Annotated in this window: 23 protein-coding genes, 2 tRNA genes and 3 pseudogenes; 7 read left to right on the top strand and 21 right to left on the bottom strand. The window is 43.3% G+C overall.

What is annotated here, in order from left to right:
- Positions 1–15: 15 nt before the first annotated feature.
- Together NQ542_RS10790 and NQ542_RS10795 are read right to left on the bottom strand one after the other, a co-directional pair.
- A complete protein-coding gene (locus NQ542_RS10790; protein ID WP_005640395.1) occupies positions 16–1,980 on the bottom strand; it encodes a RagB/SusD family nutrient uptake outer membrane protein in 1,965 nt (654 codons plus the stop codon).
- Positions 1,981–2,003: 23 nt separating this feature from the next.
- Positions 2,004–5,183: a SusC/RagA family TonB-linked outer membrane protein gene (locus NQ542_RS10795; protein ID WP_036724828.1), complete on the bottom strand. Its 3,180-nt coding sequence runs from the start codon at positions 5,181–5,183 to the stop codon at positions 2,004–2,006.
- A 408-nt stretch (positions 5,184–5,591) separates the two neighbouring features.
- Here NQ542_RS10795 and NQ542_RS10800 point away from each other — a divergent pair, with 408 nt between their 5' ends.
- Entirely contained in the window at positions 5,592–7,133 is a 1,542-nt protein-coding gene (locus NQ542_RS10800; RefSeq protein ID WP_005651503.1) for an ADP-ribosylglycohydrolase family protein, read from the top strand.
- Between the two features lie 95 nt (positions 7,134–7,228).
- On the top strand, positions 7,229–8,149 hold the full coding sequence (locus NQ542_RS10805; protein ID WP_005640389.1) for an AraC family transcriptional regulator: 921 nt from the start codon (positions 7,229–7,231) through the stop codon (positions 8,147–8,149).
- Between the two features lie 136 nt (positions 8,150–8,285).
- Here NQ542_RS10805 and NQ542_RS10810 read toward each other — a convergent pair.
- The 4 genes and pseudogenes from NQ542_RS10810 to NQ542_RS10825 form a co-directional block, all read right to left on the bottom strand.
- Positions 8,286–9,212: pseudogene (locus tag NQ542_RS10810) on the bottom strand (GDSL-type esterase/lipase family protein); the annotation flags it as partial.
- A 51-nt stretch (positions 9,213–9,263) separates the two neighbouring features.
- Complete coding sequence (locus NQ542_RS17960; protein WP_227945679.1) at positions 9,264–9,545, bottom strand: nucleotidyl transferase AbiEii/AbiGii toxin family protein; 282 nt, start codon at positions 9,543–9,545, stop codon at positions 9,264–9,266.
- A gap of 59 nt (positions 9,546–9,604) precedes the next feature.
- Positions 9,605–9,787 (bottom strand): hypothetical protein, encoded by a 183-nt coding sequence (locus tag NQ542_RS10820; protein ID WP_005651511.1) that lies wholly within the window; start codon positions 9,785–9,787, stop codon positions 9,605–9,607.
- Positions 9,788–9,918: 131 nt separating this feature from the next.
- The gene (locus tag NQ542_RS10825) at positions 9,919–10,185 is read right to left on the bottom strand and encodes a type IV toxin-antitoxin system AbiEi family antitoxin domain-containing protein (RefSeq protein WP_005640380.1); all 267 of its coding nucleotides are present in this window, start codon (positions 10,183–10,185) and stop codon (positions 9,919–9,921) included.
- A 245-nt stretch (positions 10,186–10,430) separates the two neighbouring features.
- Between NQ542_RS10825 and NQ542_RS10830 the strand changes: the two are divergent.
- Positions 10,431–10,604: pseudogene (locus NQ542_RS10830) on the top strand (DNA primase); the annotation flags it as partial.
- A 192-nt stretch (positions 10,605–10,796) separates the two neighbouring features.
- Here NQ542_RS10830 and NQ542_RS10835 read toward each other — a convergent pair.
- The 13 genes and pseudogenes from NQ542_RS10835 to NQ542_RS10895 form a co-directional block, all read right to left on the bottom strand.
- A complete protein-coding gene (locus NQ542_RS10835; protein ID WP_005640374.1) occupies positions 10,797–11,072 on the bottom strand; it encodes a hypothetical protein in 276 nt (91 codons plus the stop codon).
- An 88-nt stretch (positions 11,073–11,160) separates the two neighbouring features.
- Positions 11,161–11,703 carry an RloB family protein gene (locus tag NQ542_RS10840; RefSeq protein ID WP_005640372.1) on the bottom strand — a complete coding sequence of 181 codons (543 nt, stop codon included), beginning with the start codon at positions 11,701–11,703 and terminating at the stop codon, positions 11,161–11,163.
- Positions 11,704–11,711: 8 nt separating this feature from the next.
- Positions 11,712–12,956, bottom strand: coding sequence for an AAA family ATPase (locus tag NQ542_RS10845; protein ID WP_005640368.1), 1,245 nt, complete (start codon positions 12,954–12,956; stop codon positions 11,712–11,714).
- A 693-nt stretch (positions 12,957–13,649) separates the two neighbouring features.
- Positions 13,650–14,417, bottom strand: a complete 768-nt coding sequence (locus NQ542_RS10850) for an FN3 associated domain-containing protein (protein ID WP_005640362.1) — start codon at positions 14,415–14,417, stop codon at positions 13,650–13,652.
- 83 nt (positions 14,418–14,500) lie between these two features.
- A pseudogene (locus NQ542_RS10855) lies at positions 14,501–14,764 on the bottom strand (hypothetical protein); the annotation flags it as partial.
- A 10-nt stretch (positions 14,765–14,774) separates the two neighbouring features.
- Entirely contained in the window at positions 14,775–15,794 is a 1,020-nt protein-coding gene (locus NQ542_RS10860) for an LPD29 domain-containing protein (RefSeq protein ID WP_046452761.1), read from the bottom strand.
- 13 nt (positions 15,795–15,807) lie between these two features.
- Positions 15,808–16,017, bottom strand: coding sequence for a hypothetical protein (locus NQ542_RS10865; protein ID WP_005789937.1), 210 nt, complete (start codon positions 16,015–16,017; stop codon positions 15,808–15,810).
- Positions 15,993–16,292, bottom strand: a complete 300-nt coding sequence (locus NQ542_RS10870) for a hypothetical protein (RefSeq protein WP_034527709.1) — start codon at positions 16,290–16,292, stop codon at positions 15,993–15,995. The genes NQ542_RS10865 and NQ542_RS10870 overlap by 25 nt, the downstream gene beginning before the upstream one ends.
- A 51-nt stretch (positions 16,293–16,343) precedes the next feature.
- Positions 16,344–16,841 (bottom strand): DUF4313 domain-containing protein, encoded by a 498-nt coding sequence (locus NQ542_RS10875; protein ID WP_039849737.1) that lies wholly within the window; start codon positions 16,839–16,841, stop codon positions 16,344–16,346.
- 50 nt (positions 16,842–16,891) lie between these two features.
- Positions 16,892–17,143 carry a hypothetical protein gene (locus NQ542_RS10880; protein ID WP_005634966.1) on the bottom strand — a complete coding sequence of 84 codons (252 nt, stop codon included), beginning with the start codon at positions 17,141–17,143 and terminating at the stop codon, positions 16,892–16,894.
- 69 nt (positions 17,144–17,212) lie between these two features.
- Entirely contained in the window at positions 17,213–18,100 is an 888-nt protein-coding gene (locus tag NQ542_RS10885; RefSeq protein WP_055285000.1) for a hypothetical protein, read from the bottom strand.
- A gap of 3 nt (positions 18,101–18,103) precedes the next feature.
- A complete protein-coding gene (locus NQ542_RS10890; RefSeq protein ID WP_055285001.1) occupies positions 18,104–19,246 on the bottom strand; it encodes a hypothetical protein in 1,143 nt (380 codons plus the stop codon).
- Entirely contained in the window at positions 19,231–19,527 is a 297-nt protein-coding gene (locus NQ542_RS10895) for a hypothetical protein (RefSeq protein ID WP_005634950.1), read from the bottom strand. The genes NQ542_RS10890 and NQ542_RS10895 overlap by 16 nt, the downstream gene beginning before the upstream one ends.
- 26 nt (positions 19,528–19,553) lie before the next feature.
- Between NQ542_RS10895 and NQ542_RS10900 the strand changes: the two genes are divergently transcribed.
- Together NQ542_RS10900 and NQ542_RS10905 are read left to right on the top strand one after the other, a co-directional pair.
- A complete protein-coding gene (locus NQ542_RS10900) occupies positions 19,554–19,748 on the top strand; it encodes a hypothetical protein (protein ID WP_005634939.1) in 195 nt (64 codons plus the stop codon).
- Between the two features lie 178 nt (positions 19,749–19,926).
- Positions 19,927–20,334 carry a hypothetical protein gene (locus tag NQ542_RS10905; protein ID WP_005634933.1) on the top strand — a complete coding sequence of 136 codons (408 nt, stop codon included), beginning with the start codon at positions 19,927–19,929 and terminating at the stop codon, positions 20,332–20,334.
- A 104-nt stretch (positions 20,335–20,438) separates the two neighbouring features.
- Here NQ542_RS10905 and NQ542_RS10910 read toward each other — a convergent pair whose 3' ends face one another.
- Both NQ542_RS10910 and NQ542_RS10915 read right to left on the bottom strand, forming a co-directional pair.
- Complete coding sequence (locus NQ542_RS10910; RefSeq protein ID WP_005634930.1) at positions 20,439–21,674, bottom strand: site-specific integrase; 1,236 nt, start codon at positions 21,672–21,674, stop codon at positions 20,439–20,441.
- A 461-nt stretch (positions 21,675–22,135) separates the two neighbouring features.
- Positions 22,136–22,211: transfer RNA gene (locus tag NQ542_RS10915), tRNA-Phe, on the bottom strand.
- 186 nt (positions 22,212–22,397) lie between these two features.
- Here NQ542_RS10915 and NQ542_RS10920 point away from each other — a divergent pair.
- Both NQ542_RS10920 and NQ542_RS10930 read left to right on the top strand, forming a co-directional pair.
- Positions 22,398–22,471: transfer RNA gene (locus NQ542_RS10920), tRNA-Pro, on the top strand.
- A 101-nt stretch (positions 22,472–22,572) separates the two neighbouring features.
- Positions 22,573–23,220: a pentapeptide repeat-containing protein gene (locus NQ542_RS10930; protein WP_005634925.1), complete on the top strand. Its 648-nt coding sequence runs from the start codon at positions 22,573–22,575 to the stop codon at positions 23,218–23,220.
- Positions 23,221–23,226 lie beyond the last annotated feature (6 nt).

Below are 23,226 nucleotides of genomic sequence, written 5' to 3' on the forward strand. Positions count from 1 at the left end.
TTATTTTCCAATTTATTAATATCCAGTATTCTGCGGATATTCAATACCTGTATTAGACTGAATTACCTGCGTCGGAATCGGATACTGATAATTATACGGATGGAAGTTGGAAATATACCGTTTTTCTACTGGATCCCATTCGCGCGGTTGATTAGAACCAGACAAGTTTTCATACCCGAAAGCATATTTGCGAGCGCGATCATACATCGTATTACCCGTCGTTTCATCCTGAATCGGATGACAATCGCTAATATACGTTGCATTCGGATTGACAGATAAACGATTCAACGTGATCCAACGGTTTTCCTCTCCCAACAACTCACGAGCACGTTCATCCAAAATATAGTCAATATCGATATCGGCAGCTGTACAATAAGATGCATTAGCACGATCACGCAATACATTGATATCAGCAGCAGCTTTCGACTTTTCTCCCAATGCCAAATAAGCTTCTGCACGAATCAGATAAGTTTCAGCTATACGCAACATATACCAATCACAGTCATAGGCTTTGTTGTCACCGTTCGGATGTCTGTCATCAGAAAATTTCCAAAAACGAGGGAAAATTTCAACTGTATCAGAAGCCGTAATAGCATAAGCCGCCTCATCGGCCGTGCCTCTAGCCTTTTCTGCCCGTGCATAAGCAGCAGCTTTTTCATCCAGCCAACGCGTTCCCCCCGGCGTATACCAGTTTCGCTGAATCATGACCTCAGAACCACGAAAATCTACCTTACCATTTTTGCAAGACTCTTCCCATAAACGATCCCGTACATAATAGGTTGGAATAATACCGGTTCCTTGATAAGCCACATTCCCCCCCATCGAGTCACGGGCAATATTCGCTTCATAGCGATCTTTCGCACTCGGTACATTCGATTTCGCACTACCCATAATACCTGGTTGAAAACAAGCCACATTGTCACCCCATAAATATATCTGAGTTCCATTTGACAAAGTGCGTTTTTTCGTATCATTCCGAACAGTCGTAGACATCCAAACCGACTCGATATTATTGGCATTAATACGCCACCATTCATTACCGCCGCCACCGGTAGAGTAAGTTCCATAATTATATTGGCAAACCCAAATAGCTTCTTTGTTATCTGTTGAGTTCTGGTTGCCACCTTCACGGAAAAGATCCCAATAAGCACCAGCGGGAGCAGCCAATGAATTACCATAACGATCGGTGGCCTCTCCAGCACGAGAACCAAAACGAGTCGTCATCAAGTGATAATCTCCGTCCGTACCATCGATAACACGAGTAGAGGCAGCCACAGCATTATCAAAATCCCCTAATGCTAAACTAATTTCCGCCAAATAATGATCAGCGGCAGCTCGTGTAAGCTTGCCCGGTTTAGAGGCTGTCTTTGGCAGATTAACTGCAGCATATTCAAAATCCTTCTTACAGAATTCCCATACAGTTTGACGATTACTTGGTGTATATCCCGTAGTAATTTCTGTCGCATGGTGTTCCAGAATAGGCACATTGCCATACATACCGGCCAATACACGATACGCCCATCCCCTGAAAAATACAGCCTCTGCACGGATAGCCAGTTTCTTCTCTTCAGAAGAATATTGGATATTAACACGTTCGTCTATCATATCAATGACAGTATTGGCCCGGTTGATCAACTTGAACAAATTATCATACCAATGACGTGTATATCCACTTTCAGAAGTCAATGTATTCCAATTTGAAAAATGATCATTTCCTCCTTTTTGACTATATGTGTCCAATCCGATTCCCCCAATCATCCAAGAGTGAGATCCATGCGTCTGCCCCATCATCAAAGACTGGATCTGGCGATAACAACCGTTAAGAGCCAATTCCATATCTGATTCTGATTGATAAAATGTCTGGTCATCGAATTTATAAGAATGCTCTTCCAAAAATTCATCTTGGCTTAAACACCCGGTCAAACCGGTTGCCAATGCTGTACTAACAGCTACTACAAAAAAATATCTCGTGAGTTTCATACGTAATTCTTTTTTATTTACTATTAGAATGTCAAGTTAATGCCGGCTGTGAATGTACGATAGGTTCCTTTACTACCCATACTGCTGGATGTAGGGCCACCCGCAATCGTACCCCCATCTTCAGGATCCAAACCTGTCCAGCCTGTGATTGTAAACAAATCTGTACCGGAGACATACAAACGAAGGCCTTCGATTCCATAAGGTTTAATCAATTTTTGATCAAAATTATAAGAGAATACCAAGTCTTTCAATTTTAAGAAGGAACGCGGACTCCAGTACTGATAGTTCAAAGAGTTATTGTATCCATAACGAGGATAATCGTTGGTATGATTTGTCGGGGTCCAAGGATCAACTGCATCCAGCTGGGCACCACTACCACCTATACTGTAAGCGTGCGGATTATAGCCTAAGAAATGAGTATCATTGCCCTGCATCCAACGAAAGTTGAAATACAAAGAGAAGTTTTTATAACTCAATGTGTTCCCTAAATTAATTGTGAACAACGGGTCCATTGATCCCAAATACTGACGATCATTGGCATCAATCTTGCCATCCTCATTAAAATCTTCGAACTTCAAATCACCAGGAACCGCATTCGGCATGATCTTATTACCATCCTTGTCCACATAATTATCAACTTCTTCCTGACTCTGGAAAACCCCAACTTTCTTCAAATCATATGCTGCACCGATCGGTTTGCCGATAATTAAAGCATAGTAACTATCAAAACCGTAGGCAACCGCATTGGCCACATCATCCGCTTCTTCACCTTTGTAGTTCTTACCATACAAGCTCTTGATTTCGTTACGGTTCAAATCAAATACCACATTAGTTTCCCACCGGAACTTTTCCTTACCATCACCATCAATATTCACAGAATTCAATGTGATTTCAATACCTTTATTCGTCACTTTACCAGCATTTGCTTTAGCAGTCTGGAAACCGGTAGGATACGGAACAGAACGATCCATCAACATATCGGTCGTTTTACCCGCATATACATCAACGGCACCTCCCAAACGACCGGCCAATACATTGTAATCAATACCTACATTAAACTTTTCAACAGTCGCCCATGTTAAAGAACGGTTCGGCAAGGAAGAAGGAACCAGTCCGAAAGCACTACCGGAAGCAGAATCTCCAAACCAAGTATAAGTGGTTCCAACCGAACCAATCGTCGCATACGGAGAAACGGAGCGACTACCGTTCTGTCCCCAAGAGAAACGGAGCTTCAGATAATCCAACCAATCCGCGTTGTCTTTGACAAAATTTTCGTTACTCAACACCCAAGCTGCAGAGGCACCATAGAAGTTACCCCACTTGTTACCAGCAGAGAAGGCTGAATAACCATCACGGCGAAACGTGAAATTCGCATAGTAAGTACTTTTATAATTGTAATTAACACGAGTCAATATACCTATGGCAGAACTACTTGTACGTTCACGGCGAATTGTACGTGTATTAGCCAAGTCCTGTTTATAAACCCCTAACGTAGTTGGAACAGAAAATCCCTTAAAATCGGTACGGAGCAATTCGCTGTTGGATGCTTCACGTGTATAACCAATCATGGCATCCACATGATGGTTTTTAAAATCACGCGTATATGTAAAGATGTTATCTACGTTCCAGGTAGAAGAAAGTTGTGTATAGGAATAACCTTCAACATTCACCCCAAATTTATCCGGATTGTCCATATCAGCAGTATTGTCCGTATTCACCCAAATACGAGGATCATTAAAAACATCACGCATAGCTGAATTACGGCGGGCATTCAATGAAATACGATAAGACAACCCTTGTAGAAATGGAAAATCTACCTGTGCATACGCAACACCATTGATGTTATAATTACGCTTCTGATCATCTGTCCACAAATGAGAGTCACCAGCACCAGATCCCCAAAACGGACTGGCAGAATTGCCGTCAGGTCTGGAATTCGGCCAATTCTCGTACCCCGGCTGACGCGCATGCGTATAAGAATAGGGTGTCATCCAAGTGGCGTTCTGAATACGAGCAGGAACTCCCCATTCTTTAGCACCTAAATAATTCCCCTTCAAACCAATTTTCAACCATTCCTTTGCCTGAATATCCAACTTGGTCATGATGTTATATTTTTCATAATCATCCCCTTTACGAATACCCTTTTGGCGCGTATAATCACCTGAAATATAATAGTTCACAATTTTTGAACGACCGGAAACACTCACGTCATACTTTTGGCCAAAACCGGTACGTGAGATTTCATCCAGCCAGTCTGTATAAACACCCTCATTATAAGCATCATACTCAACCGTATTCATCAACTGAGCTCTATCAAAATCAGATGACCAGACAGCATCAGAAGGAATACTACCGCCTGCCTGTTTTGCATAGAAACGGTTGCGGAAGAATTTTTCTTCATCCGTCACCATTTTCGGCATACGAGACCAACCGGAAAAGTTCCAACTCGAGTTCACATTGATTACCGGCCTTTCGCTCAATCCTCTTTTAGTCGTAATAATGATCACACCATTAGCAGCACGTGAACCGTAAATTGCCGCAGCAGAAGCATCTTTCAGCACGTCTACACTCTGAATGTCATTCGTATTGATTTCATTGATTGAACCAAAACTAATCACGCCATCGACTATCAACAACGGCTGATTGACACTTTGCTGGCCAGCTGAAACATCAGCAGGAATTGCATTCTTACCACGGATATTCAGACTACTGAAGTTATCTCCCCCCGCACTATTGGTAGGAGAGTAACGGAAACCTGCCACTTTACTAGATAAGGACCCCATTACGTTCGGATTTGGCAGAGCAGCAAGTTCATCTGTCATCTGCACATTTGAAATTGCGCCGGAAAGATCTTTTTTCCGAGCCGTTCCATAACCGATAACAACAACTTCTTCCAGTTGCTCGGTATCTTCTTCTAATTTGACATTAATAAACGTCTGATTTCCCACTTTCACCTCTTGGGACCTAAAACCGATAAACGAAAAAACCAATACGGCATCTTTTCCACCTGGAATACTTGATAAAGTAAACGTACCATCAGCACCTGTCATCGTACCGACCATCGTTCCTTTAATTGCAATATTAACACCAGGCATTTCTATTCCACCTGCATCAACTACTTTCCCTGAAACAGAGACTTGGGCAAACATCTGCAATCCTATACAGGATAGAAGACCCAAAAACAATAGAATCCGACTCTTCATAATTACTATCATTAAAGTTAAACATTATTTGCAAATATTCATTTTAAAAAAAAAACAAAACCATAAAGAATGGTATTTTTATACAGTTTTTTGACCATTCGAATAAATCAAACTTCTATGACTTTCCTTAGAAAAAATCTTTTTTGTCATTTGTTATTTTTTTTGACATAAATCCTTTCTTTTTTGACACCACATCCATTTTCTTATCTTAGTGAGATAAGGAAATAATATTTTATAACAAATTATTTTTCAACTATATATATATCATTCACCTCTTAAATGTTATTATTGAGTTTATCTTTTCACGTCTATTTTTAAACAAAAGAGAAGAATCCTTTTTATTATCTTTGTTTCATCGTTAACTAAATTTTATATTTTAATACAATAACACTAAAAACATATCTTATGATGAACAAAATCCTACTCTTTTTAGCAATTGGGTTTGCAACAGGAATGCTTTCTTGCTCACAACAGACATTGGAAAAAACAGATAGTCTTCCTCAAACCTATACGATTAGCCAAGAAAGGCTATTAGACAAAATCAAAGGTGGCTGGGCTGGACAAACGATCGGCGTAGCATACGGAGGTCCGACTGAATTCCGTTATCGAAGCGCCATGATTCAAGACTACGTCCCGATTAGCTATGCAGATGGGTGTATCAAGAACTATTTCAAGCATGCTCCCGGATTGTTTGATGACATCTATATGGATTTGACATTCGTAGAGGTCTTCGACCGTTTGGGAATAGACGCTCCAGTCGACTCTTTCGCACACGCATTTGCTCACGCAGACTATGGACTTTGGCACGCCAATCAGGCAGCACGCTACAACATTTTAAACGGCATTATGCCTCCTGCTTCCGGACATTGGCTGAATAACCCACATGCCGATGATATCGATTACCAAATCGAAGCCGATTTTGCTGGCTTAATGACACCAGGTATGCCAAATACAGCTTCCGAAATATCAGATAAGATCGGTCATATCATGAATTATGGCGATGGATGGTATGGTGGGGTCTATATAGGTGCCATGTATTCGCTTGCTTTCATTTCCGATGACATTAACATAGTAGTCCAAGAAGCCTTGAAAACCATTCCAGAAAACAGCCGCTTCCACCAGTGTATGAACGATGTAATCCAATGGCATCGACAATATCCAAACGACTGGAAACAAACATGGGCTGAATGTGAAAAAAAATGGAATCAGGATATCGGCTGTCCTGAAGGGACTTTACTTCCATACAATATTGATGCCGTCATCAATTGCGCATACGTAGTTATGGGATTGCTGTACGGAGAGGGTGATTTTTATAAAACTATGGATATCTCAACACGCTGCGGACAAGACTCCGACTGCAATCCAGCATCTGCAGCAGGCATTCTGGCCACTATACAAGGATATAGCCAGATTCCCGAATACTGGATGAAAAACTTGCGTGAAGTAGAGAACCTCAATTTTGCCTATACAGATATGTCTTTAAACCAGACCTACCAAACCTCTTTCAAACATGCATTGCAGATGATCAAACGCAACGGTGGCAGCATCAGTGGAGACAATATTACTATTGTCTGCCAGACACCTGTTCCAGTCCGTTTTGAACAAGCATTCGAAGGCATGTTCCCAATTGGCCGTCAGGAAATCCGGAAGGAACTAAGACACCTCGGCTCATTTACTTTCGAAGGGACAGGTATCGTTTTCACGGGCTACATCCGGGGAGCTAAAAACTATGTTGCTCAAGTAGAAATGTATGTTGACGGAAAAATCATTGAAAGGGCTGTTCTACCAACCGGGAAAAATCATCGTGTAGACCTGTTCTGGAAATATCAGTTGCCAGAAGGAAAACATATCGTTACATTCAAATGGCTGAATCCCGATTCCAATGCTCAAATCCACTGTAATGACGCTCTTATCTACTCTAACAGACCGCTCCCGATTCCTCATCAATAAAGGGAACAAACTAAAACTGAGGACAGGTGGATATTAAATAAAAAAGTTATTCTGAGATTTATGCAAATAGATAAAAAATACTAAAAACAAAAAAAATGAATGTAGACTACAATAAACACAACATTGTCAAATACTTAGCAAACAATAAAGATAAAGACATATGGAAAATGTCGGTGAGCAGTATAGGATTCCAATCCACCAAGTTTCTAGACAGCTATCCTCCAAAAGGCCATCCATTCGGATACACCTTCAATCCCGAACGAGGACGAATCTTAGACGAATTCTCCTTAATCTATATTACAAAAGGGAGAGGAACATTTCAGTCCGGCAACTGTTCCGAAAAAAAAATAACTAAAGGAGATGTTTTCCTTTTGTTTCCCAGAGAATGGCATACATACCGACCGGCAAAAGACATCGGATGGAATGAATATTTTGTAACTTTCCAAGGAGAATATTTTAATAAATTACTCAATAAGATTTTCCAACCTAATGATCCCATTATCCACATCGGCATAAACGAACAAATAGTCAAGCATTTTCTTGAAATGCTTGACTATGCCAAGGCACAGTCACCCGGATTTCAAGCTGTCATGGCGGGAATTATGATGCATATGATCGGCGATATCTATTCGATCAACAAAAACTATGATTGTGAACCAGCTTCTCTGCAGAAGATACAGGAGGCATGCGTACTGATTCTAGAAAACATTTACGACAAATTAACACCGGAAGACATTGCCGAATCCATCAACATGAGCTATTCCAATCTCAGGAAATCATTCAAGCGATACACCGGAATCACCATCCATCAATACATTTTACAACAAAAAATTAGTAATATCAAAAAATTACTGGACAATACGGAAATGTCGGTCCAAGACATTGCAATGAAGTTAAATTTCGGGTCGGCCAACTACTTCTCGTGCTTTTTCAAGAGTAAAACAGGTATAAGCCCACTTTCCTACCGGAAAAAATTCGAAAAGTTGCAGGAAAAAGCCCCAAAGGCTCTGTATTAAAAGGGGACATTCAGTAAACAAACCATTTTATTTTAGCTCATTGACTGAATATCCCGAATTATATCATTCCCTTCATCTGTAATAACGTGAATGCGAAATATTCCGCTATACAGGTAAAGGAATGCAGGATTATTTTTCAAAAACTTTTGTTGGAGGATGCGATCTCTCCGGCAATCAATTCATATCCTCTGTTATTCGGATGGAGGCCGTCACCGATAAACAGGCTTTCGTCTATTTTGCCGTCTTGCAGCAATAGGGCAGTTCCCGGATTGGCAAATTCGTAACCTTCCGTTTCCACCATCTCCTTAATATCGAAGTTAATGTTCCTTACCCATTGTTCCTGATTACGGCGGGGAAGGATGCCGATCACTTTGACGGAGGCTTCCGGTTGTCGCTGACGGATGGCGGAAAGGAGGAAGCGGAGACCTTCGACGATATCCCTGTCGCTGTTCAGGCCACAGTTGTTCGTGCCGATCATCAAGACGACTTTTCCTGCTTTGTAGCCGTCCAGTTCTCCGTGGTATACACGCCAAAGCACATTTTCGATGCGATCCCATCCGCAGCCTAGGTTCTGGAAACCGGCAGGTCTCATGACCTTTTCCCAGGCCTCTCGTCCGTTCTTGTTGCGGTGTTCTGGTTCGCCACCCCAATAGTGGGTGATCGAATTGCCTAAGATTACAGCTTTAGGCGGATGGTTGCGTACCTGCTCCAGAAAAGCGCGGTGACGAGCCTGCCATTCATACATGTTCGGTTCCCGGCGTTGGGTGACGGGAATGGTTGTTGTCAGGCTGCCTAAAGGAATATGCAGGATTTCCCGGACCTTTCTTTCTACAGCTGCCGCCTGTTGCTGCATTCCGAAGTCGGACGGGTGCACATAGTCAACCCAACCACCGGATGGTATGTTCAGATCTTCGCGGGACAAATAATATACATCTTTAATTCCTTCGGACTGAATCTGCTCGTATGCTTTACGGGAAGCACGGTTAACCTGGGTGATTTCGTTGTATTTTATTGAATCCATATACATATTGCTATAGCCTCCGTGTTCGATCAGCAAGATGGGCAGTAAAATAGAATCTTGTACCAGGATATTTCTTTTCGACTGTAATCGGTTCTATTTTGATACTTCCTGCGTCAAATGACACCCCATCTTCATGGCATACGATACCCAGGATTTCTTGGAATACACGAGCCAGGAAATCCCAGCCACAACTGATCCTGTCCGCCATAAACCCACATCAACCGTAGGACGAGCCTCAAGTCCATTCATGGCATAAAGCAAAGAACCGCCTTTCAACAAGAATTTGTCCTTGTACTGGCTTACAGAAGCCCTGCAAAGCAGTCTCTCGTTGAAGTATCTTGCCAGAAGATACCATGTATTTATAGCCTGTCTCATTCATGAGGTTGAGCAAGCGTGTCTTTACAGACTTGTCATAGTTTTTCTTTCCCATTATCTTATTCTATTGCGATTTCGAGATAATTTTTCAACGTGTTAAACACTCTTAGGCGCTTGGCGTAATCCTGCAAACGGGCGAGATTACGGTTCGGCTTTTTCAGATAAGTACGTATTACTTCCGCGCAAACGTCCAGACCAATCTTGTTCCGATACTTCACCGCATCACAAACACTTCGTTCCATATCAGTAATATGAACTTTATATCCCGATATATCCGCATCCATAATCCCAAACTCCAAGTTCTCTTTTTTCCAATAATAAAGTTCTATAGGCAGGGCGTGTGGAAGCACTACTTTCCTTTTATTGGCAATGGCTATGCAAAAAGCAGGCGGGACTGTCGTAGACAGTTGATGATATGTCCAGGCATTGTACAGGCATAAACACCATTCGGTATTATCCTCTCCACGTCTATCATCGTGTTTAGCAATGCCTCAGGAGCAGCATATACCCCATGACGCAATCTTATCAAATCGCCACGTTCTTTAGCTCGCAACACCTGTTTATATTCCGACAGGTGAGATATATCCGTTGTGGATATAGTCCCTCCGAGAGACGCAACTTTATTAATTATATCATTCATATAATCCACCTTAGAAGTTCTTTTCACACTACAAAAATACGATTATTTTCCGAATAACAGGCAATATTCTACGGTTAATTCACAAAAACACCGTATAATACTACCGGTATCCGTTTTTCATATAAATCATATCTATAGAAGAAGCCCTGTGTCATCTGATGATTTCTGATGACATCTGATGCCATTGCTTTTCATGTTTTAGAGATAAAGCGGTTCTTTGCCCAAATCCATGAAAATGAGATGTTATGAACATACAGGAAGCAAAGGACATCAGACTTGTTGATTTTTTAGCCGGATTCGGATATGAACCGGTAATACAGCGTGGAAACAGCGTGTGGTACAAATCACCTTTTAGGGCGGAAAAGAAGGCTTCTTTCAAGGTAGACCTTCATAAGGAACTGTGGTATGACTTCGGACTGGCCATGAGGGTTCTGATAATCTCATTCCAATGCATTACATGTATTGCCTATTAATAGTGCTATAATTCTGATATATGATGTCTTGCGCATGGATTTGCCTCAACGAATACGAATCTGTCCTCCGATTACTTGCCAATATTCCACTGCTTGAATAATATTATTCCCAATTATAGATGTCCATAATTACTTCTTTTATATTAGCTGTTGCGCCACCTGTAAATTCTCTTTTAATATTTTACCGAGACTTTTTGCAAAGTGTTTGTATGAATTCTTTTCTTTCTCTTTATCATTATCCGATAAATTACTACTATCAATTTCAGAGTGTACAAAACTGACAATACTATCAATTGCATTATCTACGGTTTTGCTGCTAATTTTTGATTTATATCCCAATGCATTTATAACACATATATTTACCAGCTCCAATATCTCTGGCGATTTAATAGCTGCTTTTATTCGCTCTGCCATTAGTTTTGCACCTTTATCTTGTGATTCTGACAAGATGTCAAGAAAGATATCAGCTAATGTTATTTACCTATTCTCCATAATCTTCAAATTACAAACTTTCCAGCAGTTCTATCATTTTATAGATGGTAGTTGATGGATTATTATATGTATCCAGCATCTTGGCTCTTGCCGTTGCTTCTGATGTTTTTTCAGACAGTTGCTGTTTCTCATTTAATGCCAAAGTTCCCTTTGTGTAGTGTTCAAGATGTCTTTTCAGTTTCTTGATGCAGACGTTTTGCGTTAGTTCGGCATGACACTTCTCAAAGTGCAGCAAATACCACAACTCAATACATGGATTCGACACCATCAATATCGCATCTGGAATACTTAGCAGGTGTTCCAGCATTCCGTCCACATCTAGGTCAAACATTAGGAATGTTTTATCATTTTTGGTTACAACATATTCCCGTTTACAATTCTCTATATACCGAACGGATATGTTCGAATCGCTCTTTCTTGGGATAATTTGAATAGGCGCACGGTATTGTGAACGGAGGTGGCTGATATAAGCAACCTCAGACTCCCCTTCACAGAAAACAAAGAAGTTTGGCTTCATTGTTTTGCCTTTGGATTTTCTTATTTGTCGTCCCATATCAGTTTCTATTTTATAAAATTATCCGTCTGTTCGTCAATATACGGGATGGCATCAAAACGACCTTGCAGATATGCCTTTTCTGCATCCAGCCCGTCACGGAAATCTTTGTAATCAAACAGCGAATACAAATCCGAGGACCCGTCATCCCGTTTGTTAACAAAATATATCTGATCCTTACGTAACTTGTTGGTATTAAGCAGGTATGTATTGTGTGTAGTATATATCAACTGCGCCGATTCGCTTTTATTGAACAAACCGATAATATATTCTACCAGTTTTATATGCAGCTGCGTTTCGATTTCATCTATCAACAAGATTTTATTATTCTTGACGATATCCAGGATTGTCAGCATCATATTGAATAAACGCTGTGTTCCATCAGACTCTTCTGCAAAAAAGTTGAAAGGAACATCCGGGTTATTTCTGTGATAGGTCGTAATGACCAGCTGTGGTTTCTGAATATCTTCTACCGACAATATTTGATTGTCTGCAGGGTCAATCACTGCAGTCGAAAATACTTTATTCTCGTGCCTGCTGTCGATTTTGACAATGTCGCTATCAGCAATTCGCAGCACATTAAGGAACTGTTCTTTGTTCTCATTCAACAAGCGCTCGACAGAGAACGAATTATATCCGAAATAATTCAAAATAAAACGCTCATTGAAATATCGAAAAACATCTTTTGCTGTATCTCGATCCATCTGACTGGCGCGTGACACGAAAAGCGTTTTTTTGGATGTATTGGCAGCAACATCCATAGGGCGGCGAATCACCGAGCGGAATTCATAGATATTCTTTTTGTCGGGTCCCTTTGTTTCATCACGGGAAAATACCAGTGAACGACGGCCATTCGGATAATAGTAAAGTGCCTCTTTCAGTATCTCAACTTTATTGAGTTCAAAAGAATATTCATATTCGATACCTTCAAGGAGGAAGCGAATGAAGAATGTACTTGGCTTGCCAATGCCTCCGAATTTGAACGGAGTAAAGGCAAATATCGTATTCTCATTGTAATTATGAGATGAGAATATCATTCCCACACAAGCGCGAATAGCCTTGATAAGGCTGCTCTTTCCTGACGCATTTGCACCATAAATGGCAACAGTTTTAAGCAACCGCTCATCACCGCATACAAATGTATTTTCTTCAAGCTCCTTTGCCTTTTTTGTCTGTATGCTTGCTGCCTGCATATCCAGTACCACCTCATCTTTAATTGAGAAGAAGTTGCTCAAACGAATTTCAAGTATCATTTCATCCCTTAAATTTGTAATTGTTTTGCAAATATAGCAAATTAAATGACAAAATCATAATTCGGACAATTTTTAATAGATTAGAGGTAGCCTGCATAAAGTATTGTTATATAGGGGGCATTCGACAAGCCAAAGAATGATGTTTCTATATCTGTGTGTTCATTCACTACTTGCAACTCATAAACCTTTTTGGTTAACGCAATATGACACACTTACAGTGGTTTAACTTTATCTGCCAGTTGCATGGTTGATACGTATTTATCCGCTATACAGCCCGATTGCCAATACCCCGACTGGCATTTGTCATAGGGAGCACTGTTCATACAAGCAGCAAGTTGAAACATGAAAGATTGTCCGAAACGATACAAAAATAGTATGTTCAACGTCTTGAGAACTGCCGTCAGACTATCACAGAAATTACTAGTTATTCGACTCTTTTCATTTGGAACTATTTCGTTTGGATAATTCTCTTCAATTTCTCGTTCTATTCTTGATAAGACTGCCTGTTTGTGAATTTGTCACAATTGGCACCATGTTTTTTAATGAATTCGCAAAGATTCTTGTTTTTACAACTGGAAGATCATATCCTCTAAAAAATGTGATATTACCCCAAGTTGTCATCAAAAAAGTGTATTATATACTGGTTTTCATCCTCGAAAAAATGTATCTTTGCAAAAGACAAGTGAATAATTCTTATTTTACACAAACTTCATCCACAAATAAAAATGCGGGATTGCCGGGCCACATATGCCAGGCCGGTAATTTCGGTGTAACTCTAGCAATAATCCGTACATAACGGGTTTCCACCACAGAGAAAGAAAGCGTATGCGGGTAAATACCGTCTTTATCTTCCTTGTCTAAAACCGGATAAGAGGCCGAAGCAAGTTTTCGGTACTCTTTTCCATCTTCAGAACACCATACTTCCAGCCCGGTGGCATCCATTACGGCTGCTCCTTTTGAGACGTTGACAGTCAGCGATACCGAAGAGACAGGTGTCGACTTTTGTAGGTCGATGGTCAGATCCATATCTTTCAGGAAGCCGAGCCAGCGGCCGGTGTTATAGTTCTGATTACCCTGTAATCCGTCAGTCAGCGTGCTTACCCCGTTGAAAGTATAGTTCTCATGTGGTGCATTGGCCAGCCAGGAAGGTTTGAAAGTTGCTTTGTTTACATGGATATGTTCCTCAAATACACTACTGGTATCCTCAGTCGTAACAATAACGGCTTTCAGTTTGGTGTCTTCCCGTATTATCAATGGTTCCGTATAGATCAGGGAAGCTGTATCCGGTTGACTTCCGTCTGTCGTATAGTAGATCGGGCGGTTACCGATAGTGGAAAGGGAAATCTCAAGCGCGTCTTGCAACGTGTCTGTCCGGAAGTTCTCGGTTATTTGAAAAACATGTTCCGAATAAGTATAATGAGATTTGTCATATACAGTTATCAAACGATACAAACGATCCATAAAAGCGTCGAAATCGTGTTGTTCAGGATCAGCCCAGCCTAATTCGCTTAACGCGGCCAGACGTGGAAGGATTAGGTACTCAGCCCGTTCCCGTTGCACATTTCCTCCAACGCGATGCCGTTTTTACGGACAAGGGCAAGGTCGCCCAGTCCACACGCGATTTCATTGAGTAGCGTGCGTTCCTCATCCCTGTCTTTTGCCGTTCCGTAAATTCTAAGCAGGGAATACCGGTGTAGCGCCGAACGGGATGGCATATCCAGTTTTTCCCATATCTCATCGTTTCCTATAGCCTGTCTGGTGTTTTCCGGAAGTCCGTACCACCACTTGTCCAAATTGTTTGTATCCATAATTTCTGAATCAGATTGTTTTCAAATTCTGTTTTGAGTACCATGCCTGATACGCGGCGGCATACTCCTGACGTTCCCGCTCCAGGGAATCTCTCATCTCCGGGGTGTACCCGAGCAGGCGGATGTATCCTCCGTTATAACCGGTGAGTTCGCACCTTATTCCGGCTCCCTCCAGTTTGTCGATGCGTTTTTGGGCCATTTTTGCGCTTGAATATTCCTTCGGCCAAAAATAGAGTTCGCCCCGTGAGCCGAAACAGTCTTCCCCCAGAATTATTTCCCCGGCATACTTCCGGCTTTCGATGAAGCCGAAACGCGCTTTGCCCAATGCCCGGCGCATTGCCTTGTGTGCCGGACCTTCCGGATGCTTGAATACCTCCGGTTTGTCTTTGCTGTCGAGTCTGGGCGGTTCCACCTTGTACGGCTGTTTGTAACTTCCGATTCCAAGTGTCAGGTAAAAGTTGGTGTGAAAATAGTCCGTCATGGGGTCGCTGTCGTCGAAATTGTACGACATGATGAAATCGCAGATATTCATCATTACATCTTTTGCCCTGTCCGTCAAGGATTTGTATGAAGCGATATGATAGTGGTTGACATCGCCTTGAACTTTTCCGGACTCTTTGGTGAACGCCTCGAAATCCGCTTTCATCAACCGGATATGGATGGAGTGGCAATTCTCCCGTCTGACAGAGAACTTGTATCCCGGATAGGTCTCCTTGAGCCATGCCCGTACCAGTGCCACGATTTCCGGCGCATGCTGCCCCTTGTAATTGCGGCCTTTCCAGCGGTATTCGTTATACACATACTCGGTGTATTCCTTTGCCGTGGCTCCCGAATAGTCATATTCATATCCGGTTGAAGTCGCGGGAATATCCGGTTTGTCTTTCCAAGCCTCAAAAAGCCTTCCAAACTCGGTGTTCACCTGTTGCATGATCGCAGTGTCGCCACCCTTGTCCGGGTGGTGCTCCAATGCCAGCCGGCGGTATTCTTTCTTCAAGTCCGCCAGAGAGTGTATGTTCTGAAAATAAGTCATAGCCATGAGTTTTTTATGCCCCTGCGAGGCGGTTGATAAAATATTCCCGGTAGTCAAGGTCAAGACCGAGGTTGAGACAGGCCGTTTCCATGTCATCTTCCCTCAAATCATCTGCCTCCTGCAATTCGCGCAGATACCGGATTTCGGAGTCCAGGTACTCCCGTGCTTCCGTTTGACTGCAACCGCATGAGCTGCCGATCAGACTGATAATGTTTCCTCGCATACTGTTTGATTTTTGGGGTTACTGTTCCTTTTTCTGAAGTGTCGTCCGTCATATATCGAGACGGCCCGTTCCACCAGAATCCTGCGGTTGTCTTCCGAGAGTTCCAGGTAGAACCGTTCCGCCGCGCCGAATGTGCCCTTGTCTGTCGCCACGCACCATTTTTCCCAGAAATGCGGGTACATGCCGCCATACACGGCTTTGCGTTCCTCCTCGCTCCAGGCGTTCCACATGTAGTAGAAGAAACTGGAGACGGTATTTTCCGCTTGATATTTCATGATTCTTTTCATTTGATTGATTGTTGATGCCAGATTCATTGCCCGGAAGGATTACCGGATATTCAATATTGCGCTAAAGACATGTGGGTCAAGCCTGTAAAACGTCGGAAGGTTAAGTGTGACCATCGGGTAGCTTACCCAGCCGCTCTGACGTCTATAACCTGTATCCTCAGCTAATTTGTTGGACAGAAGGAACTCCATGGCATCAGGATTGTTGTTGATGTCCACGAATACCCTGTCAGGCAGTGAGAATGCCGCCTTATCTTCTAAGTTGACCGTCAGGACCGTGTATATCTCATGGGTCACGGGATCTTTCAGAGACAATGCCGGCCAGCCGTTATGGTACATTTCAATCACGATTGAGAGACGGCTTTCCTGATACAGGAAAGTCTCTTCCATGGACGGATGGTCGCATTTGACAATTTCAAAATCATCCTCCCCTTTGGTAAATGTCACCATCGGATAGGATACATCGACAAAACATTCCTCTTCCCGGTAACAGAGATGTTCTTTTCCCTCTGAACGGATTATAGCCAATCGGGTGTTCATATTCGTAACTGGTTTTAAAATTATTGACTTGCAAGTTAATTGGCCGGCATTCACCTGCCTGTTTCTTTAAACGTGTGATTGTCACCGCCTGCGGACATTTGGGAGAGTTGCTGTCTCACCGCCTTGATTTTCCCAATCAGTTCGTCCTCCCTTCGGAATGAGGGGGTACATTTGGTACGCCTCATCCCGGCTCCCCAGGGGATGCCGCCGCACACTTTTCTCAGGCGTGCCTTTTCGCTTTCCAGAGCCGACTCCAGACGGGCCAGCCTGCGTCGCAACGATTCTTCGGTCACAGTTCTCATGATCTCATTGTTTTTTTTGTATGGTGACGGGTCGGAAAGACAGTCACCATACCGTCGTTATGTGTCACGTTATATTTTAGCTTTTTCCCTTTTGATGCCTCTCAGGACGTACAACAGGTGCAGGAACAGCTCCCTGTCGTAAATCCGGAAGAAGAACGGCTCGCCTGTTTCTCTGACCGTTCCGGTAAACGACACGGACTCCCGGTTCACGGGATATTGGAGGAAGTTGCCATTTGCCAGCAGGGTGTGCTTTTTCTTCATCACTTCGCCTAGGAACTTGTCCATATCGTCGTTTCCCTCATAGCCGGAGAAGTAGAGGAAATGATGACGGCGCAGGCTTCGCAGGATTTTGGCGGTTTCCAGCCTTACATCCCTGCCTGACGATTCGTCCGTTCCTCTCATCAGGTTGCAGATGAACTTCTTCTCGCCATTTATGTCAAGAAACAGATAAGGAACTATAATTATAGAGGCATGCCGTGCGTGGTCAGAGATGACCATCGGCTTTTCTTTCAGGATGTCTCCTTTGAAGGTAATGTTCCGGTAATGGTTGTCCATCTGCCGTTCCAGTTCCTTTCTTGGCGTGGTAACGGAGCGGAGTCCCGTGAAGTAGCGTCCGCCCGCCCGGAAGCAGAACCGGTAGATGTCCGCATGATAAGGCTCTCCCATGAAAAAGAAATTCCGGGTATGGCGGATGGGGGGCAAGACATCCATGTAGTCGAAATATCTTTCTTCCGTAATCTCACTGAACGGGGCGCAGAGGGATTGCAAGTAGATGCGTATCATCTTGCGGACGGTATTTCTGGACACGGCTATGAGGTACGGGTTCTTTTCCCTGTCCCTCAGTTCCTCCAATGTCTCATGATGGTAGTCGCCATGTATTCCGTCAGACATGGTGGTCACGCAGCTGCCGTCAAAACTGCGTGAATCAACTACGAATTTCAGTTTGTCGTTATTCATGGTTCAGATGTTTTGAAGGTTCAACACTCTCTTGGCGGCACTGAGGGCATTGGAGGTGAGCTGCCGTTGCCATGCCTTGTTTCTGGGTGACCAGCGGAATCCGGAGGATTTCAGTTTCTTTCGTCTGTTGTCTTCGGGAATCCTGTCAAACAGGATCTGAAGGCGGTCTTCCCCATAGTTCCATACAAGTGTCCCGCCCTCGAACGGCACTTCCTTGTTTTCCCGGCTTTGCACCGCTTTCAGCCTTTCGCGCATCCGTTCCGCAAGTTCCGGCAATTGGAAGAATTTGTTTCTTGGGGTGATGACGGGTTTCCTTACCCTTGCGTTATATTCGGAAATGAAGTCCACGGCCCTGCGGACGATTTCCACTTCCCCGTGATTGGCGAAGGTGGATACCTTGTTCAGGATGCTGCTGACGAACAGGGCACGGTTATAACCCCGGCATTGTCCGGTGTCAATCCCGTGGATGGTGTCGGCGCTGCTCTTGATGTCGCGTTTGAGCGTCTGCCATGCCTTTTCCAGTTTTTCTTCCTCCGGTCGTGCGGCTTCATTTTTCCGTCTGGCGGCTTCAAGAACCTTTTGCCGCCAATTGCGGAACTCCTCGTAGCGGTTCTGATAGCTTCTGTTCGTATTCTCCTGCCTGTGGTAATCGAATCCGCCCCGTCCCGTCACCATCGGGTTGGCGCAGCGTGAGAGGGCCGAGAGCTGGGCGGATAGCTTTTTCCGGTAGGCGGCGATGTATGTATCCCGTTTCTCTTCCTGCATGAGTTGCAGGTCGTTGTGCAGCTCCTCCCCGTAAATCATGATGTCCGTCTCGCCACGAATCTCCGGGTCGAAGGAACTCCAGGCGTATGCGTCGCAAGCCTGTTTCCACATATCCTCCAGATAGCCAGGATGTTTGAACGCTACGGCTTCCCAGTCTTTGAAGTCCCTGGAATGCAATTCATTCCGATCTTCCGGATTTCCGTACAGGTGTACATAGTTGCCCGTTCCATGATGCTCCTTTCTGAAATGGAACGGTACGGGAGGATGGTCCGTACCCTTTTCCCGGATCATCGTGACCCGGTGCGCATTCTCTGCGGTAAGGCCCGTTACTTGTTCTTCCCGGACCTTTGCTGTTGTTGTTTCAGTCATAACCGTTGCCATTCATAAATTATTTCTACCAGTTCTTCGTCCGCCAGTTTTTGGATTTCCTCGTCCGAGCAATAGCAGGCGATTTCCTCGTCCAGCTTGAAAGCTGCCGGGTCAAGGCTTCTGATGCCGTCCAGCAGTTCCGGCACCAGGCTGTCTGCGGCAACCGTATAGCTTCCGTCCCTGCCTTGCACCTTCCGTGCGGGATAGCTCCTTTCCCGATAAACCAACATTCTCATTTTCGGATTGGCACCCTGCTGTCCTTTGTGGACTTTGCTTGTTGTCTCTCTGTTCATACCTTCATTTTTTTAGTTTGTTTGACATGATCGGCTCCGTGGAGCCGGTTTTTCGGTTTCTTACTTGCCGGACTGTCCTTTGCCGGGGATTGCGCAAGGCTTGGCAAAAGAAAATACCGCAGCGAAGCGAGGATGATTTTCTTTTAGCCAACCAGCCCCTGAAAGGGGCCGCCTTGCGCAATCAACCCGGCAAAGGGCTATATTTGCAGGTAAGAAATTGAAAGAATGGCAGGATTTTCAATTTGTCGGATACAATGTTGTAATAAGCAAATTTAAAAGCATACAACGAAGGTTTTTCAAATATTTTCCAAACTATCGGATATCAATATCATATCGTAAAACAAGCGAAGGCGTGGCATTCCAGAATAAATACATATCTTCGCGTCAAAGGTGATTGAAATGAATACATTCTCTGCTTTTGATACGGGTGTCATGGTAGCTCTCTTGCTGGGTATTGAGTTTCTTAGGAGTGATATCCAAACAATTCTCTATTGTAAAAGAGACGATCCCGGGATTTTTAAGAGCTGCCTGTATACATTGTTTATATTGTTGGCAAGTCTTTATTCCATTGTGGCCGGAGCCATGCTTAACCCCGAGCCCGTACCCGTTTATGAATTGATACCCGGTTTTCAAATAGGAGTTTATGGTTCTTTTTTTTTGTTTATATTTCTTGTTATCGCCGGTCTTTACCGTAAAATATTACCTCTCGTCCTTTTGGGGTACGCTATGGTATATGTAATCGGTGTACTGATACCGTTACTTGGATATGTAGTGTCCATGATGAATTATTTCGCCAGTACAGGATGATTATGAAGACTAAAGATGTTTTCCAGAGAAAATGGATAACAGACAGTATAACAAAAAGAAGGTATCCTTTTTCAGATACCTTCAATGACGGGCCGGTTGTATATTTACCATTCCAGACGTTCCTTCACATTGTTCATCGCCTCTTTCAGGCTGCTGTTCATGACCCGAGCATAATGCTGCGTCATACGTGTGGAGGCATGGCCGAGCATGACGGACACGTCCTGCAAGGGTACATTGTTGGCGAGCGTGACGGTGGTTCCGAAAGTGTGCCTGGCAACGTGCGTGGTCAGGTTTTTCTTTATGCCGCAGAAATCGGCGATTTCCTTGAGGTAGCTGTTCATTTTCTGGTTGCACATGACAGGCAGGCAGCATCCTTTCTTTATGCAGACCGGATGTTCCCTGTATTTCTCTAATATGGCCAGTGGAACGGGCAGCAGCGGGATGTTGCTGATGGAAGACGCTTTTCTGCGGTGTTCCAACTTGACCCTTCCCTTCCTTATCCACCAGTCCCCGAGATTGTCCTGTACCAGGTTTTCACCACTCAGAGTGGCGACATCGGAGAACGCCAGACCGGTGAAGCACGCGAAGACAAAGACATCCCTGACCAGTTCAAGCCGTGGAATGGTGAATTTCTTTTTCATTACGGTTTGCAACTCGTCGTAGGTCAGGAATACCGGATCGGTCTCGTCCTGCTCCATCTTGTAACCGTAAAAGGGATTCTTGCGCATCCATTCCTTTGCCAATGCCATATTGGTAAATTTCTTGAAGCATTTCATATAACGGACTATCGTGTTCCGGCACAGTCCCGCCTCCGTTTTCAGGTAGATGTCAAACGCACGGATGAACTCCGGTGTCAGCTCATGGAAAGTGACATCCTCCTTTCCGTAATAAGAGGGGATGAGCAGCTGTAATTTCTTCACCACGTTCTTATACCGGTTGATTGTGACGGGAGAGTAGTCTATACCCGCCAGTGTTTCCATTTCTTTGATGCCTTCCCTCATGGTGCCGAGCAGTGTACGCATTTCGGTGTCTTTCCCGAAAACACGTTTAAGAATCAGTTTTGGGGTAATCAGGGCCTGTTCCAATACCAGTTCCTTGTGTTTTTCCAAGGCGCGTGCGTGCAGTTCGGCAATATAGGCGTTCAGTGCCACTGATGCCCTGTCCCTGCCTTTACTGCATCCTTTGGCGGCGTTCCATAAGTTCAGGGGTACGCTTCTTTGGATACGTACATCGTCATAGTCTCCATTGATGGTTATCCGCATCAATACCGGTGCCTCACCGTTTTTCAACAATTTCGTTTTAAGCACGAAAAACAGAATGTTCATTGTTCCTTGTTTCATCACTTTTGTTTTTTGAGGTGTTACATTCAATTGTTTCGTCAAAACCGGATGGCATGAGGATATGGAGCGAAATGTTAAATTCGGTGGCTTTTTTGAGGGACTTGTGGAAAAGCCATAAAAATCCCATTTTTTTCAGGTTCGAATTGCCTTTTGTATCCCGGGTTCGATTCCTTTTTTTTATCCCGATGGGAAATACCGAATTTTTAAATTTCTTTCACATTTCTGACTCCATCCGGTCATGTGTGCAAAATTACTTTTTCACACCGGAGATTGAAATTGTCAAACAATTGAAAAACAATGAAGTATGGTACATATTTATGGCTTTTTCAAAAGCCTTAAAAAAAGCCACTGAATTGGCGAAATCCAACTTCACAAATATGTAGCGGAATGCGTAGTGAGGGTAAAAAAAGAACCCTTGAACTATCTCTAATTCAAGGGTTTTCTAAAATTGAAAAGTTTTTTGGTGGTGCCACCAGGAATCGAACCGGGGACACAAGGATTTTCAGTCCTTTGCTCTACCAACTGAGCTATGGCACCGTTGTTTTGTTTAACGAGTGCAAAGGTAAACATTATTTATTACACTCCAAATGTTTCAATGGAAAATATTCAAAGAAAATGTATTTCAAGGAAGATACAGAAAAAAGTATATTTTTTTTCGAAAAAAAACAGCAAAACTATTTGCAGTTTAAAAATTAGTTGTACCTTTGCAGCCGTAATCAAAAACGGGATGTAGCACAGTTGGCTAGCGCGCCACGTTCGGGACGTGGAGGTCGGAAGTTCGAGTCTTCTCATCCCGACTACAAAAACGAGGATATATCAAATGATATATCCTCGTTTTTTATTCATACGAACAAAATATGTACTTTTATCCTCTCATTTTTATAAAAACAGACAGCATATGAGAATTACACACCCCCGTTTGGCAAACGCTCTTCATGAAAGTACAAATATACAGACAGTGTTAGAAAAGAACGATGAGGACCTAATCGAGTATTCCTTTAAAAGCTTGCGTATAGAAGGAATAAAGAAAAGTAACCTTTCAGTGCAGTCTTGTGTTTTCTCCAATTGCAGCTTCGGAACATGCTGTATACAGAAATCCCAATTTAGCGATGTCATGTTTAAAAATTGCGATCTGTCGAATGTAAACCTAACAGGTTGTGGATTTCACCGGGTAGAATTTATCGGTTGTAAATTAATGGGAACCAATATGTCGGACGGGATATTCAATCATATCACTTTTGAAGAGTGCCGGGGAGAATACATGAATCTATCAATGAGTAAAATGCGATATATACAAATTACCCGATCCAACCTGCAGGGAGCCGGAATAGAAGACTGCCAATTGACGAATGTCTCATTCGATGCCTGTAACCTGATGGAAGCGGAGTTTTACCATACATCCTTGAAAGGAATCGACCTGTCGAACTCGGAAATATCCGGTATCCGCATCACAAATCTTGCCAACAGCGAGCTGAGAGGATCTTCCGTTTCCTCTTTACAAGCATTGGAGCTGATACGGATGCTGGGAATAGAGATCAAAGACTGAACGCCT

Source organism: Parabacteroides merdae ATCC 43184, from assembly GCF_025151215.1.
Classification (GTDB): Bacteria; Bacteroidota; Bacteroidia; order Bacteroidales; family Tannerellaceae; genus Parabacteroides; species Parabacteroides merdae.